Genomic DNA, 14,860 nt, shown 5'->3' with positions numbered 1-14,860 from the left:
CGCCTAAGTGCGTTTTTTATGCTAATGCGCAGGGAGCCATTTTTTGATATCGAGTTGCCATTGCTGGGCAGTGAAATCGATAAAGGCGCGCACCAGATTTTGCTGATAACTGCGGGATAAGTACACAGCCCATAGGGTTTGGCCTGGCGTCGTAAAGTCGGGTAGGACTTCTTTGAGCTGACCACTGGCAAGGTATTGGTTAGCTAAGTCACAGGGTAAACGCACTATGCCATGTCCACGTAGCGCCGCACTGACCAACACTCCCATATCGTTAGCCCTAAGATTCCCTGTAACTTTTACGTGCTCGGCTTGCAGCTCTTTCAGGAAAGGCCAATTTTGTTGCGCCGAGTGTATCAGGCAGTTGTGAGCCAGCAGATCTATCGGCTCGACAAGTGGTGTGTTGCTATCAAGGTAGCTTGGCGCAGCACAGATCACGGCATCTATAGTCATTAAACGCCGCGCAATCAAATTATCATCCGGCTGCTCGGTATAGCGCAATGCCACATCGACTCGCTCATCCACCAATTGCGCAAAACTGTCCGACATCACCAGCTGAATACTGACCTTAGGGTGAATTTTAATAAAGCGATCAACAACATCAAACAGGCTGTTCTGTCCAAGGCCAATCGGTGTGGCGATACGAATACTGCCCACCAGTTCACTGTTATGGCTGTGGGCGCGGCTTTCCATGGCGGCGACTTCACTTAAGATCCGCTGGCAAAATTGCAGCGCTTCTTCGCCTTGCAAAGTCAGGCTGACGCTGCGGGTGGTACGGTGTAGTAAGCGTAAACTCAACCACTGCTCCACTTCTTGAATATGGCGGGACACCTGTAGGCGGCTGAGGTCTAAATGCTCGGCAGCTTTGGTAAAGCTGCCACAGTTTGCCACTTCGACGAAACTGCGTATTGCGGCAATTTTATCCATATTAGTACCTCAAACTGAAACAATCATGCTCATTTATTGATGTTTATCACGGGAAACACTGCAAGTAAACTGGCTTCAATGTAAATCATCAGAGAGAGTTAACGAAATGAAAATCGCAATTTTAGGTGCAACAGGTTGGATTGGTGGTGCAATTTTAAAAGAAGCATTGAGCCGTGGGCACCAAGTAACTGCGTTAGTGCGTGATCCGAGCAAGTTATCCGCTACTGATGTGGCTGTGCATGCTGTGGATTTAGAGCTGCCATTAGTTGCGCAACCCTTTGCTGGCGTAGATGTTGTCATTGCCTCTGTTGGTGGCCGCGCACAACAAAATCATGGCCTAGTGGCGAGTACGGTTCAGCATTTACTGGATGTGCTGCCTAACGCTAAGGTGCCACGTTTATTGTGGGTTGGTGGCGCAGGGAGCTTAGAAGTGGCACCGGGTGTGACTCTGGTTTCTAGCCCAGATTTCCCCGCAGCATATAAAGATGAGGCGTTAGCTCAGGGTGAAGCTTTGCAGGTATTCCGTGCGGCGCAAACTGCAATTAATTGGACCTTTGTGAGCCCCGCCGCTGAGATTTATCCTGGCGAGAGTGAAGGCCCATATCGCCTTGGTGGCGACAGCTTCTTTACCGATGCTAATGGTCGCAGCCGCATTTCTGTTGCAGATTACGCTAAAGCCATGTTAGACGAAGCCGAACAGGGCACTCACGCAAATCAGCGCATCAGTGTGGCTTACTGACCTTAGCGTATAAACATCGGTGAGCGAGAGATTGGCTTAAATGTGTAACGTAATCGGGACAATGGCCAAATAATCAGCGCAAGATTGGACAGAAATGCGTACGGATGAAATAGAACAGGTCAGCAAGCTGACCTGTTTTTTTATTCTGCGTAATTGAATAAAGATTTGATGGTTTCTAAGGTATCGGCGATATCTTGGATGCTCGATGGACAAATAAAGATAGTGTCATCACCAGCAATTGTGCCCAAAATGCCTTCTGGTTTACCGATAGAATCCAATAAACGGGCAATCAGCTGCGCGGCACCAGGACTAGTTCGCACGACGATCATCGCTTGGTTATGATCGACATCGAGTACCAAATTCTTCAGCGGGCTCCCCGCGGTTGGTACGCCTAATTCGGCCGGCAAGCAATACACCATCTCTTGCTTAGCGTTGCGAGTCCGCACTGCGCCGAACTTGCTGAGCATGCGTGATACTTTTGATTGGTTAATATTACCAAAGCCTTCAGCTTGCAAGGCGGTGACGATTTCACTTTGAGAGCCAAAGCGCTCTTCTTTTAAAATCGACTTAAAAATTCTAACAAGGTCATCCTGATTCTTGGTCGTTTGCATAATATTATTATTCGTTATTCAAAAAAACAGGCCCATTTTGAATATTTTTAGAAAAATTGTCAACAAATAACCAGATTGGTTGAATAAAAATTCACTAACCCCCTGTGGTTAAGCGTTTGCTGGGGGCTTAAAAATACCAATTTGAGTAATTGTTCTACATTGCTTCTAAGTTATTCCGGAATTCTTTTGTCCCACGACTAAGGGATAATTGAAATTGTTGTGACATTCCAGTAATGTGACGCCAACGTAAATTAGATCCATGTCACACATATCCGAGAAATAACGGAGATAACTATGAAAGTTGCTGTACTTGGTGCTGCTGGTGGTATCGGCCAGGCTCTTGCCCTACTGTTAAAAACTCAACTGCCTGCGGGTTCACATTTGTCTCTATATGATATCGCACCGGTTACTCCGGGTGTTGCGGTTGACTTGAGCCACATCCCAACTGCTGTTGAAATCAAAGGTTTTGCTGGTGAAGATCCAACGCCTGCCCTCGTGGGTGCTGACGTTGTTCTAATTTCTGCTGGTGTTGCGCGTAAGCCTGGTATGGATCGTTCAGATCTGTTCAATATCAATGCCGGTATCGTTCGCAACCTGATCGAAAAAGTAGCGGCAACTTGCCCTACGGCTTTGGTTGGCATTATCACTAACCCAGTCAACACGACTGTCGCTATCGCTGCAGAAGTGATGAAAAAAGCGGGTGTTTACGATAAGAACCGTCTGTTCGGTATCACGACATTAGACGTGATCCGTTCTGAAACCTTCATCGCCGAATTAAAAGGCCTGAACGTTGCTGACGTTAAAGTCAATGTGATCGGCGGCCACAGCGGCGTGACCATTCTGCCATTACTGTCTCAAGTTGAAGGCGTGACTTTCACTGACGAAGAAGTGGCAAGTCTGACTACTCGCATCCAAAACGCGGGTACAGAAGTGGTTGAAGCTAAAGCCGGTGGCGGAAGCGCGACTCTGTCTATGGGTCAAGCGGCTTGCCGTTTCGGTCTGTCTTTGGTTCGTGGTCTGCAAGGCGAAGCTAACATCGTTGAATGCGCCTATGTTGACGGCGGCAGCGAGCACGCAGAGTTCTTCGCACAACCTGTGCTGTTAGGCAAAAACGGTATTGAAAAAGTACTGCCTTACGGTGAAGTGAGTGCATTCGAAGCTAACGCTCGTGATTCTATGTTAGATACGCTGAAAGGCGATATCAAACTAGGCGTTGATTTCGTTAAATAATCTTTCGGATAATCTTTTTAGATTATGACGAATTAAAAAACGGAGCCATTGGGCTCCGTTTTTTTATGTCTGCGTTTTACACTTTCTAAAGCTAATTCAGCGGCGCTTGGTGGGAATTTGGCAGTTATCGTCGCAGCGGGCTTTGCCCGTTAGGAGATAGGAGATGCGATATCTGTGTTTTGCGAATCTGAGATAGCACCAATCGGCCACAGTTTTTATCACGGGCAGGCGTAACAGTTGGATCCAAGCGCGTGTTCCTGTCAGTGCCCACGCTTTACAGGTGACATCTAACCCGAGTAACACTTCGCCCGTTGCGGTTTCACCGTGAAGAATAGTATTGGCGTAGTCTCTATCGATATGGCTGAAACGTTCACTAAAGTCGGATGCATTTAAATCCTCAAGCGCAATCAAGTTGTTGGGATCGCGCGCTTTCAGTTGACGCATTTCGGCGCTACATAATGGGCAGTTACCATCATAAAAAATCCGCAGTTCCATCGGGTCCACCTCTGATGACTTGATCACAATACTTGGTCTAAGCTCTTGGCTTGTGCACTTAAGCTTGGTTTCTTATAGCCTATACGCAGAATAAAGGGTTTTAGATCGCAGCTGATTTTAGATCGACGCTGATTTTAAATCTAATCCGCGTCTCATTTGGTTTTTTGTTAGGTTAAATTCAAACGAGTACAGTAACATCTTGGTTATTCATCAGGTTAACTTGATTGCTTACCTTTTAGTGAACAAGGTAAAACCTGACAAATAACGGACTCAAAGGATAGGTATGACATCTCCCATCATAATCACAGGCGTGGGTAAACGCATAGGTTACGCCTTAGCCAAACATTTTCTCGCCCAAGGTCAGCTGGTGATTGGTACTTATCGCAGCCATTACGATAGCATTGATGAGCTGAACGCTTTAGGTGCGACTCTGTATCCCTGCGATTTTTATGACGATGCCCAAGTGCAATCCTTAATTGATGAGTTAACTCAACTGCCTCAAATTCGCGCCATTATTCACAATGCTTCGGACTGGCTGCCGGATCCTGTTCTTACAAAGAATGAGCCTTTAAAGAGTACCACTTTTACGCCGAGCCAAGTGCTGCAGCGGATGATGCAAGTGCATGTGAGCGTGCCCTATCAGTTGAACTTGGCCTTAGAGGCGCAGCTACGTGCCGCTGCTGGCGATGAAATCGGCGGCAGTGATGTGATTCATATTACCGATTACGTGGCAGAGAAGGGCAGTCAGAAGCACATAGCCTATGCCGCCAGTAAAGCCGCGCTGCACAATATGACGCTATCCTTTGCCGCCAAATTCGCGCCCGAGGTTAAAGTCAATTCGATTGCACCAGCGATGATCCTATTTAATACGGGTGATGACGCCGCCTATCAGCAAAAAACCTTAGCCAAAGCGCTGTTGCCGAAAGAGGCGGGGAATGCGGAGATTATCGAACTCGTGGACTACCTGCTTAATAGCCGCTACGTCACAGGTCGTTGCCATAATGTCGATGGCGGTCGCCAGTTAAAATAGTTATTTTATTTTTCGAAAACAGCTAATGGCTTAGAACGTCATTACGCGACTTGGGGTGATGATGAATGGCAAAGGCACATCCCAATGCTCGCAGGGTAAACTCACAACTTGCTGGCAGTCGTGGGCGTAACCCATAGGCAAAGGTTTACCTTTAAGCTGCCAGTTTGCCAGTGTCCTATCGTAATAACCGCCGCCCATGCCCATGCGATTCCCCATTAAATCAAACGCCACTAAAGGCGTGATAACCACATCTAGCTCAGTTACTGGGATAATGGCGCGCACATCTAACTTAGGTTCTAAGATACCGAATTGATTCGCCTGCATAGGCGTGTCAGCACTGTAATGCAGGAATAACAGTTGCCCTGCATTGAAGGGATGCAACCTTGGCAGATAGGTGTGAATGCCCAATTGCCACAGCGCAGCGATCAGCGGCGGCGTGGCGAGTTCGCCATCGTGGGTGAGATAAAGCGCCACATGTTGCGCATTTTGGGCCTGCAATGCATCGAGCATTCGTTGGCTGGCGCTTAAGCTTGCTTGGGTTTGCTCGGTTTCTGAAAGGGATTTGCGGGCGGTGCGAATGCTTTTGCGTAACTGATTGCGGTTTTCTTGCATATGAATGGCGATATTTGCCGCATGGCTAGCGACATCAGTCATTTCACCAACAGCAGCATCTACGGCAAGGTGCGCCGTGTCGCTTTGGGTATTCAAATGAGAAAGTTTGGAGGATGTAGACATAAATTAAGATGCTCCCCAGAATGCCGCTACCGGTGTAGCCCTTGAACCGTAGGTTCAAGGCGGGTAAATGATTACCTCCTAAGGCTTCTCGGTACAAGCCGAGCATGCACAATGTCAGTAAAGCATTCACCCTGAGATAAAAATTATCGGCACAGGGACATTACCAGTTGGCATGCATCCCAGGGAGCAAAACGGTATTGAATCGCTAAAACATTGGTTTATTTAGATAAGCCAGTTTAGCCATTCACTGTGCGTCAGTCGGTTTAACTCAAATGGTGTTAAATCACCAAGGCGCACAGTTTAAATCTATTTAGTTGAACGCTCAACTAAGGCATTTTCGAGGGTCGACTGCAGCAAGCTGATCCTGTCGTCCATCTGTTGCATGTAATGCTTATTTTTTTGCTTTTCTTGGAACAACTCGTGTCCAATATTCAGCGCCGCCATAATGGCAATTTCTTCGCGGCTTAGGCTATTGGTTCGGGTTTTTAACGCTGTGAGTTGTTGTTCAACTCCCAACGCTACCGTACGTAAGGCATCCTCTTGACCTTTCGGGCAAGCGATAGAGTAGGTGCGCCCAAGTAGGGTAATTTCAACAGCACTGTTACTCATGTCGCGGGTGATCCTTTCGTTAGCCTCTTAGGGCGGACTATATAGGGCTGATATTAAAAGTGCAAGGTAAGCCGCAAATGGATTGGTCTTTGGCGGTTTTGTTTGCTGTTTGTGTGAGCAGTTGGATAATTTTTTATCAGGGTGTGGCCGATTTCGCCATTATTGGGATTCAGTATTGGTTCAAGTCTTTATCTCTGCTAGCATTGCTGCTGGAAAAATCTTATTGGGATCTGACATGGCAACCCCTCCTTCGTTACGTATCGACAGCTTAAAACTCGCCTTAGATGCGGCTGAAATCGGCCAACATCCGGTAGAAGTTCACGGTGCTTTAGTCGGTTTAATTTGCGGTGGTGTAGCGCAAACTGGCGACACTTGGATCAAGCCTTTATTTGACTTGATGAACGATGGTCAACCTTTGCCTGCGCAGTTGCACCAATTAGTGTGTGATTTGTTTAATGATTCAGTCGCGCGTTTAGTGGATTTTGAATTTGGTTTCATGCCGCTGTTGCCCGAAGAAGAAGAGCCGCTCAGCCAACGTGTTGAAGCCTTGTCCCTTTGGACCCAAAGCTTTTTGACTGGCATGGCAATTATTCAGCCGAAACTGAATCAAGCCTCGGCAGAAGTGCGTGAAGTGATCAAAGACTTGGCGGAAATTGCCCAAGTTGAATTTGATGTTGCCGACGATGAAGAGTCCGAAGCTGCTTACACTGAACTACTCGAGTTTGTGCGTATCGCAGCCATCATGTGTTACTCGGAGTTTGGCCCTGAGATCCCGCTGGGCGAGACCGACGATACCGCGGTGGTGCATTAATTTACCGCGATTGTTTAGTGCTTAAGTTTAGCGCTTAGGTTTAGTGCTTAGGTTTAATGCTTAATAAATTAACGCAGTAGTGGCTTCATTTGATATCAAAGGCGGGCAAACCTGCCTTTGAATTCATAGCACTGGTGTTTTTGAGTGCATAGCACTGATGTTTACATCTCTTATGTTTACATGCCTCAGTGCCATGCCAAAGCTTGAATGAGATCCCCATGACGGCCACAAATCACATGGATACTTCAGTTCAACACGTCGACATCGCGATTGTAGGCGGTGCGATGGCGGGGGCGACTCTCGCGTTGGCTCTCGCGCGTCTGTCTTCATCCGCAGCTCGGCCGCTTTCCATTGCCTTAATCGAGGCGCACCTTCCCGATAAACAACACCCCGGATTCGATGCTCGCTCCATCGCTATCGCCCACGGCTCTATTTTCGAATTATCCCGTTTAGGCCTCTGGCCAAAGCTCGCCCATTTAGGCACGGCGATTGAAAATATCCATGTATCGGATCGCGGCCACTTTGGCATGACAGAACTCAATGCCGTGCAGTTTCATTTAGATGCCTTAGGCCAAGTTGTTGAGCTTGAGCGTGTCGGCCAAGTGTTGTTTAACGAGTTGAATAAGAGCGAGGTAAAACTGTTTTGCCCCGCCAAGCTTGCCCAAGTGGAACCCGCCGTTGAAGGCCACACCTTAGTGCTCGACACGGGCGAGCGCCTTAAAGCCAAACTCGTGGTCGCCGCCGATGGTCTGCAATCCAAAGTGCGCAGCAGTTTTGCTTTGCCCGTGACCCAAGTGGCTTTTGAGCAAACCGCGATTATCGCCAATATTCAAACCGACAAGCCGCATCAACACTTGGCCTATGAGCGTTTTACCCAAACGGGTCCCTTAGCGTTATTGCCTATGGGCGATAGCCAAGGTCAACCTCGTTTATCTCTGGTGTGGGCGCTCGATGATGCACGGGCTAAACAGATGCAAACCGCGCCTAAGGCCGAGTTTTTAGCGGCGCTTCAACAGGCCTTTGGTTATCGTGCGGGCACGTTTATCGATGTCAGCGCGCGCCATGCGTATCCGCTTAATTTGTCGTATATGCCAAGGCCAATCCATCACAGATGTGTGTTTATCGGCAATGCGGCGCAGACGCTGCATCCTATTGCGGGGCAAGGATTTAACCTAGGCCTGCGGGATGTGGTTAGCTTACTTGAGGTGCTCCAAAAGGCGCTAGATCAGGGTGATGATATCGGCTCCGCCGCCGTGACCCATGCTTATCTCAATGCCCGCGAGCACGACAGAAACAGCACTATCCGCAATATCGAATTTTTAGTCCGTGGCTTTTCAAACCAATACTGGCCGATGGCGCTGGGTCGTAACTTAGGCTTGCGCTTATTATCTTGGTTTCCGCCACTTAAAACCCCCGTTGCTCAAAAGGCGATGGGCTGGAAATAACCCGCTTTTCATTACTGGTATCGCAACGCGAAAAGGATGTACCCATGTTAAGTTCACAAGCCTATGACATCGCCATTGTGGGTGGCGGCATGGTGGGACTCGCCACCGCGATTGGATTGGCACAGGCCAATCTTAATGTCGTCGTTATCGATGCGGGCCACACGGATGCCGTTGTCGGCGAGCCGCGTTTACGGGTGAGCGCCATCAATAAGGCGAGTCAGCGCTTGTTAGAAAACTTAGGTGCATGGACTTATTTAGACACTTCCCGCGCCACGCCTTATCAAAAAATGGCGGTGTGGGATAAAGATGGTTTCGGCAAAATTGCCTTTGACGCCAACAGCATCAGCGAAACCAGTCTCGGCGCGATTATCGAAAACGATGCCATTAGCTTTGCGCTGGCTAAACGCGTAGCTGAGTTTGACAATATCACCCATATCGAAAACCAACGCTTAGAACGCATTGCCTTTGGCGAGCGCGAAGCTTGGCTAACCCTCGCCAATGGTGCCGAGTCTGGAATAGAAAGTGTCAGTGCTGCCTTGGTGATCGCTGCCGATGGCGCCAACTCTTGGGTGCGCGAGCAATGCAAGATCCCGCTGACATTTTGGGATTACGGCCACCACGCAATTGTCGCAACGATCCGCACCGAAATGCCGCACCTTGCCACCGCCCGCCAAGTGTTTTTAAAGGACGGCCCGTTAGCATTTTTACCCCTGTATGAAGACTATCTCTGCTCCATCGTTTGGTCGGTGCCGCCTGAGCGCGCCAATGAATTATTGGCGATGGACAAAGTGCAATTCGAGCGCAACTTAACCGCGGCTTTCGACGGTCGTTTGGGGATTTGTCAGCTGGAAAGCGAGCGCCAAGCTTTCCCATTACGGATGCGCTACGCGCGCCATTTTGCCCGCCACCGTTTAGTGTTGGCAGGCGATGCCGCCCACACTATCCATCCGCTGGCGGGCCAAGGGGTGAACCTTGGCTTTTTAGATGCGGCCAGCATTATCGAAGTCATCAGCGAATTACAGCAAGCGGGTAAAGATATCGGCGATTATGCCCAGCTGCGCGCGCTGGAACGTTGGCGTAAAGCCGATGCGATGGAGATGATCGCGGCGATGGAAGGCTTTAAGCGCTTATTCGAAGGGACGAATCCGCTGAAAAAAGCGATCCGCGATCTGGGCTTAAATCTGGTTGATAATGTCGCTGGGCTGAAAACAGTGTTCATACAACAGGCCATGGGCAATAAGTCGGCGCTGCCTAAGTTATGTCGTTAGCCTCGGTTGCGCTAATGTGATCAGAATTGCCGCTAATATCAGCATATTGACTGCAAGCTGCGCAAATCTGGTCTTCGCATGTAAAAAAATTACATGTTAAAGATGAGAAAATCTAATGATACTGACTTCGGATTAGAAAAATCTCCTGTATACAAATTTGTGACGCAAGGTATAATTTCGCCGCATTTTAGACCCTAGTATCTACACCCTACACTAGGCAGAGACCTGAAAAAGGCCGCAAAAAAGGGATAACAATGGCTAACAAAACTATTCTGTTTAACAAGCACTTAGAATCAAACGCTAAGATGGTCGACTTCCACGGTTGGGACATGCCTCTCAACTATGGTTCACAAATCGAAGAACACAATGCCGTGCGTCAAGACGCGGGTATGTTCGACGTTTCCCACATGACTGTGGTTGATGTGATTGGTAACGACGCTTGTGCATTTCTGCGTAAGTTGCTGGCAAACGATGTGGCTAAGCTTAAAGTTCCAGGTAAAGCCTTATACGGCGGCATGTTAGACGAAAATGCTGGCGTCATCGACGACCTCATCACTTACTACCTCACTGACACTAACTACCGCGTGGTAGTGAACTCAGCGACCCGCGAAAAAGATCTCGCTTGGATCGCCAAGCAATCCCAAGGTTTTGATGTCACTGTGACTGAGCGTCCAGAACTGGCGATGATCGCCGTTCAAGGTCCTAACGCTAAAGCGAAAGCCGCTGCCGTGCTCAGTGCCGAGCAAAACGCCGCCATCGAAGGCATGAAACCTTTCTTCGGTAAGCAAGCCGATTCTCTGTTTATTGCGACTACGGGTTACACAGGCGAAGCGGGCTACGAAATTATCGTCCCAGAAGATGAAGCAGAGGCCATGTGGCAAGCATTGTTAGATCAAGGTGTTAAACCTTGTGGTCTCGGTGCCCGTGACACACTGCGTCTCGAAGCCGGTATGAATCTCTACGGCTTAGACATGGATGAAACCATCAACCCATTGGCCGCCAACATGGGCTGGACCATCGCATGGGAACCGAGCGACCGTGACTTTATCGGCCGTAAAGCCCTCGAAACACTTCGCGATGCCGGAACCGACAAACTTGTTGGTCTAGTGATGGAAGAAAAGGGCGTGTTACGCCATGATATGCCAGTATTTTTCACCGACTCAGCCGGTGTTGAGCACCAAGGCGTGATTACCAGCGGTACTTTCTCGCCAACATTGGGCTATTCTATTGCGATGGCGCGTGTTCCTAACTCGATTGGGGATACGGCGGAAGTCGAAATGCGTAAAAAACGTGTGGCTGTTAGAGTAGTAGCGCCAAACTTTGTGCGCAACGGTAAACAAGCATTTTAAAAAAACGGAACAAGGAACAAGAACAATGAGCAATATTCCGACAGAACTGAAATACGCCTCTTCACACGAATGGATCCGCAAGGAAGAAGACGGCAGCTACACAGTTGGTATCACTGAGCACGCCCAAGAGCTGTTAGGTGACATGGTTTTCGTTGAACTCCCAGAAGTTGGCGACACTGTAACTGCGGGTGAAGACTGTGCTGTAGCTGAATCAGTAAAAGCGGCGTCTGACATTTATGCCCCTATTTCTGGCGAAGTGATTGCCGTGAACGAAGCGCTGGAAGATTCTCCAGAACTCGTTAACAGCAGCGCTTACGGCGAAGGCTGGTTCTTCCGCGTAATGCCTTCTGACGAATCAGAAGTCGACGCCCTGCTGGATGCCGAAGGCTACCAAGCTGTAATCGACGAAGATTAATCGTCGACGCTAACGAAGCCCTGAGGGGCTTCGTTTGTTTTAGCGCAAGATTGACATAACAACAGCCCGTTAATCAGTACCCTACAGTTCTGAATTTCGGCAAATCTGGAACAAGGTTTATCATGACCAAGCAAACCCTTACTCAGTTAGAGCAGCACGATTTATTCTTACGTCGTCATATCGGCCCAGATAGCAACCAACAGCAAGCGATGCTGAATTTTGTTGGTGCTGAGTCACTGGAAGATCTGACCGCGCAAATCGTGCCTGAGTCGATCCGTTTAAGCCAAGACCTGAGCATTGGTGATTCCTGCGGCGAAGCCGAAGGCATTGCCTACATTCGTGGTTTAGCGGACCAAAACCAAGTATTTAAGAGCTACATAGGTATGGGTTACTACGGCACTCAAGTGCCAAACGTGATCCTGCGTAACGTATTTGAAAACCCAGGTTGGTACACGGCTTACACGCCATATCAGCCAGAAATCGCCCAAGGTCGTTTAGAAGCCATTCTAAACTTCCAGCAAGTGTCGATGGACTTAACGGGTTTAGATTTGGCTTCTGCTTCTTTACTAGATGAAGCAACCGCTGCTGCCGAAGCGATGGCGCTGGCAAAGCGTGTTTCTAAAGCGAAAAAAGCCAATATCTTCTTCGTTGCCGATGATGTGTTCCCGCAAACCTTAGACGTAGTGAAAACCCGCGCTGAGTGTTTTGGTTTTGAAGTGGTAGTTGGCCCTGCAAGCGAAGCCGTTAACTACGAGCTGTTTGGTGCTTTGTTCCAATATACCAACCGTTTCGGTCAAATCACTGACTTCACTGAATTATTCGCAACTCTGCGTGCGAAGAATGTGATTGTGACTGTGGCCGCCGACATTATGTCCTTGGTATTACTGAAATCACCGGGCTCTATGGGCGCCGATGTGGTATTTGGTAGTGCGCAGCGTTTCGGCGTACCAATGGGCTTTGGTGGTCCACACGCGGCCTTCTTCGTTGCCCGTGACGAACACAAACGTTCTATGCCTGGCCGTATCATTGGTGTGTCAAAAGACGCCCGTGGTAACCGCGCACTGCGTATGGCGATGCAAACTCGCGAGCAACATATCCGCCGCGAAAAAGCCAACTCAAACATTTGTACTGCACAAATTTTGTTAGCGAACATGGCGTCTTTCTACGCCGTATTCCACGGCCCAGATGGCCTGAAAACTATCGCATCACGCATTAACCGTTTTGCCGATATTTTAGCGGCTGGTTTGCAAGCGAAGGGCGTGAGTTTAGTTAACAGCACTTGGTTTGATACCATCAGCATCAAAGGCTTAGATGTTGCTGCTGTTAATGCACGTGCACTGGCTGCTGAAATGAACCTACGTTTCGATACCGACGGCACTGTGGGCATAAGCTTAGACGAAACCACATTGCGCACAGATATCGACGCCTTGTTCGATGTGATCTTAGGCGCTGGCCATGGTTTAGATGTTGCCGCGTTAGACGCGCAAATCGTGAGCCAAGGTAGCCAATCGATTCCTGCTGCACTCGTGCGTCAAGATGCGATTTTAAGTCACCCAACCTTCAATCGCTATCAAAGCGAAACCGAGATGATGCGTTATATCAAACGTCTCGAAAGCAAAGACTTAGCACTTAACTACTCGATGATTTCACTGGGCTCATGCACCATGAAGTTAAACGCAGCGGTTGAAATGCTCCCTGTGAGCTGGCCAGAATTTGCCAACATGCACCCATTCAGCCCACTGGACCAAGCTAAAGGCTACACCCAGTTGATTGAAGAGCTGTCGACTTGGTTAGTGAACATCACAGGCTACGACGCTGTGTGTATCCAGCCAAACTCAGGCGCTCAAGGTGAATACGCTGGCTTGTTAGCCATCAAGAAATACCATGAGTCACGTGGCGATGCGCACAGAAACATCTGTTTGATCCCGCAATCTGCCCACGGTACTAACCCAGCATCGGCGCAATTAGCCGGTATGCAAGTGATAGTTACTGCCTGTGACAAGCAAGGTAACGTCGATTTAGAAGATCTGAAGACCAAAGCCGCCGAAGTGGCTGGAAACCTGTCTTGCATCATGATCACTTACCCATCGACCCACGGTGTGTATGAAGAATCTATCCGCGAAATCTGCGACATAGTGCATCAGCACGGCGGTCAAGTGTACTTAGACGGCGCTAACATGAACGCGCAGGTCGGCTTAACGTCTCCTGGCTTTATTGGTGCCGACGTATCACACCTTAACCTGCACAAAACCTTCGCGATTCCACACGGCGGCGGTGGTCCAGGTATGGGCCCAATCGGCGTGAAATCGCACTTAGCCCCATTCGTTGCGGGCCACGTTGTGGTTAAACCGGGTCGTGAAAGTGACCACAACGGCGCTGTATCTGCCGCACCTTACGGTAGCGCTGGCATTCTGCCTATCAGCTGGATGTACATTAAGCTGTTAGGTTCACAAGGCCTGAAAAAGTCGACCCAAACTGCGCTGTTAAACGCTAACTACGTGATGAAGAAGCTGTCTGAACACTACCCAGTATTGTTCCGTGGCCGTAACGATCGCGTGGCGCACGAATGTATTATCGACCTACGCCCACTGAAAGAAGCCTCAGGCGTGACCGAAATGGATATCGCTAAGCGTTTGAATGACTACGGTTTCCACGCACCAACCATGAGCTTCCCTGTTGCGGGAACCCTGATGATCGAGCCGACGGAATCTGAATCTAAGGTGGAACTCGATCGTTTCATCGACGCTATGGTGTCAATCCGCGCCGAAATCGCCAAAGTGGAATCGGGAGAATGGCCAGTGGACAACAACCCGCTGCACAACGCACCGCACACTATGGCCGATATCATGGACCCAGAGTTTGATACGCGTCCATACAGCCGCGAAGTGGCCGTGTTCCCAAGTGCATCAGTACGCACGAATAAGTTCTGGCCAACCGTGAATCGTATTGATGATGTATACGGCGACCGTAATTTGTTCTGTGCTTGTGTGCCGTTATCAGACTACGAGTAGGGCTGAATAGTACGTTATTCAGGTCTAACGTTTGATGAAAGCGAACCCTTAGCGGTTCGCTTTTTTATTGTCATCCCAAAACCACCGCCTCTGGCGGTGGTGATTGTTCCTTGAGGCTATAGCCTGAATTACGCCCATGCTAAAAGAGACTTCTTATTCACCACAAGTAAGAGGAGACGAAAAGCATG

The 14,860-nt window shown here is 49.0% G+C and carries 14 protein-coding genes and 1 other RNA gene; 9 read left to right on the top strand and 6 right to left on the bottom strand.

Annotation, left to right across the window (positions count from 1 at the left end; all coding sequences use genetic code 11):
• Positions 1–21 precede the first annotated feature (21 nt).
• Positions 22–924 (bottom strand): LysR family transcriptional regulator, encoded by a 903-nt coding sequence (locus MO387_RS16465; RefSeq protein WP_107949197.1) that lies wholly within the window; start codon positions 922–924, stop codon positions 22–24.
• Between the two features lie 106 nt (positions 925–1,030).
• Between MO387_RS16465 and MO387_RS16460 the strand changes: the two genes are divergently transcribed.
• Complete coding sequence (locus tag MO387_RS16460; RefSeq protein ID WP_107949195.1) at positions 1,031–1,663, top strand: NAD(P)-dependent oxidoreductase; 633 nt, start codon at positions 1,031–1,033, stop codon at positions 1,661–1,663.
• Positions 1,664–1,803: 140 nt separating this feature from the next.
• Here the strand turns inward: MO387_RS16460 and argR are convergent, their stop codons facing one another.
• Positions 1,804–2,274 (bottom strand): transcriptional regulator ArgR, encoded by a 471-nt coding sequence (gene argR, locus MO387_RS16455; RefSeq protein ID WP_006080175.1) that lies wholly within the window; start codon positions 2,272–2,274, stop codon positions 1,804–1,806.
• A 294-nt stretch (positions 2,275–2,568) separates the two neighbouring features.
• Here argR and mdh point away from each other — a divergent pair, with 294 nt between their 5' ends.
• Positions 2,569–3,504, top strand: coding sequence for a malate dehydrogenase (gene mdh, locus MO387_RS16450; RefSeq protein WP_011845758.1), 936 nt, complete (start codon positions 2,569–2,571; stop codon positions 3,502–3,504).
• A gap of 96 nt (positions 3,505–3,600) precedes the next feature.
• Here mdh and MO387_RS16445 read toward each other — a convergent pair whose 3' ends face one another.
• Complete coding sequence (locus MO387_RS16445) at positions 3,601–3,999, bottom strand: DUF393 domain-containing protein (RefSeq protein WP_107949193.1); 399 nt, start codon at positions 3,997–3,999, stop codon at positions 3,601–3,603.
• A gap of 283 nt (positions 4,000–4,282) precedes the next feature.
• On the opposite strand from MO387_RS16445, the gene folM reads away from it, so the two are divergent.
• Positions 4,283–5,029 (top strand): dihydromonapterin reductase, encoded by a 747-nt coding sequence (folM, locus tag MO387_RS16440; RefSeq protein WP_107949191.1) that lies wholly within the window; start codon positions 4,283–4,285, stop codon positions 5,027–5,029.
• A gap of 30 nt (positions 5,030–5,059) precedes the next feature.
• Here folM and MO387_RS16435 read toward each other — a convergent pair whose 3' ends face one another.
• From MO387_RS16435 to MO387_RS16425, 3 genes are all read right to left on the bottom strand, one after another.
• A complete protein-coding gene (locus MO387_RS16435) occupies positions 5,060–5,764 on the bottom strand; it encodes a 5-formyltetrahydrofolate cyclo-ligase (RefSeq protein ID WP_107949188.1) in 705 nt (234 codons plus the stop codon).
• An 8-nt stretch (positions 5,765–5,772) separates the two neighbouring features.
• Positions 5,773–5,953: non-coding RNA, 6S RNA (ssrS, locus tag MO387_RS16430), on the bottom strand.
• Positions 5,954–6,070: 117 nt separating this feature from the next.
• Entirely contained in the window at positions 6,071–6,373 is a 303-nt protein-coding gene (locus MO387_RS16425; protein ID WP_006080182.1) for a cell division protein ZapA, read from the bottom strand.
• A gap of 235 nt (positions 6,374–6,608) precedes the next feature.
• On the opposite strand from MO387_RS16425, the gene MO387_RS16420 reads away from it, so the two are divergent.
• The 6 genes from MO387_RS16420 to gcvP all read left to right on the top strand — a co-directional run bounded on the left by MO387_RS16420 (position 6,609) and on the right by gcvP (position 14,672).
• Positions 6,609–7,184: a UPF0149 family protein gene (locus MO387_RS16420; RefSeq protein ID WP_006080183.1), complete on the top strand. Its 576-nt coding sequence runs from the start codon at positions 6,609–6,611 to the stop codon at positions 7,182–7,184.
• A gap of 218 nt (positions 7,185–7,402) precedes the next feature.
• Positions 7,403–8,629, top strand: a complete 1,227-nt coding sequence (gene ubiH / locus MO387_RS16415) for a 2-octaprenyl-6-methoxyphenyl hydroxylase (RefSeq protein ID WP_107949186.1) — start codon at positions 7,403–7,405, stop codon at positions 8,627–8,629.
• A 44-nt stretch (positions 8,630–8,673) separates the two neighbouring features.
• A complete protein-coding gene (locus tag MO387_RS16410) occupies positions 8,674–9,897 on the top strand; it encodes an FAD-dependent monooxygenase (RefSeq protein WP_107949184.1) in 1,224 nt (407 codons plus the stop codon).
• A gap of 254 nt (positions 9,898–10,151) precedes the next feature.
• Entirely contained in the window at positions 10,152–11,246 is a 1,095-nt protein-coding gene (gene gcvT, locus MO387_RS16405; RefSeq protein ID WP_107949182.1) for a glycine cleavage system aminomethyltransferase GcvT, read from the top strand.
• Positions 11,247–11,271: 25 nt separating this feature from the next.
• On the top strand, positions 11,272–11,661 hold the full coding sequence (gene gcvH / locus MO387_RS16400; RefSeq protein ID WP_006080188.1) for a glycine cleavage system protein GcvH: 390 nt from the start codon (positions 11,272–11,274) through the stop codon (positions 11,659–11,661).
• Between the two features lie 122 nt (positions 11,662–11,783).
• A complete protein-coding gene (gene gcvP / locus MO387_RS16395) occupies positions 11,784–14,672 on the top strand; it encodes an aminomethyl-transferring glycine dehydrogenase (RefSeq protein ID WP_107949180.1) in 2,889 nt (962 codons plus the stop codon).
• Positions 14,673–14,860: the final 188 nt, after the last annotated feature.

This window comes from Shewanella sp. N2AIL (assembly GCF_022690845.1).
Taxonomy (GTDB): domain Bacteria; phylum Pseudomonadota; class Gammaproteobacteria; order Enterobacterales; family Shewanellaceae; genus Shewanella; species Shewanella baltica.
Note: the sequence above shows the minus strand (reverse complement) of the source record. Positions and strands in the feature narration are given on the sequence as shown.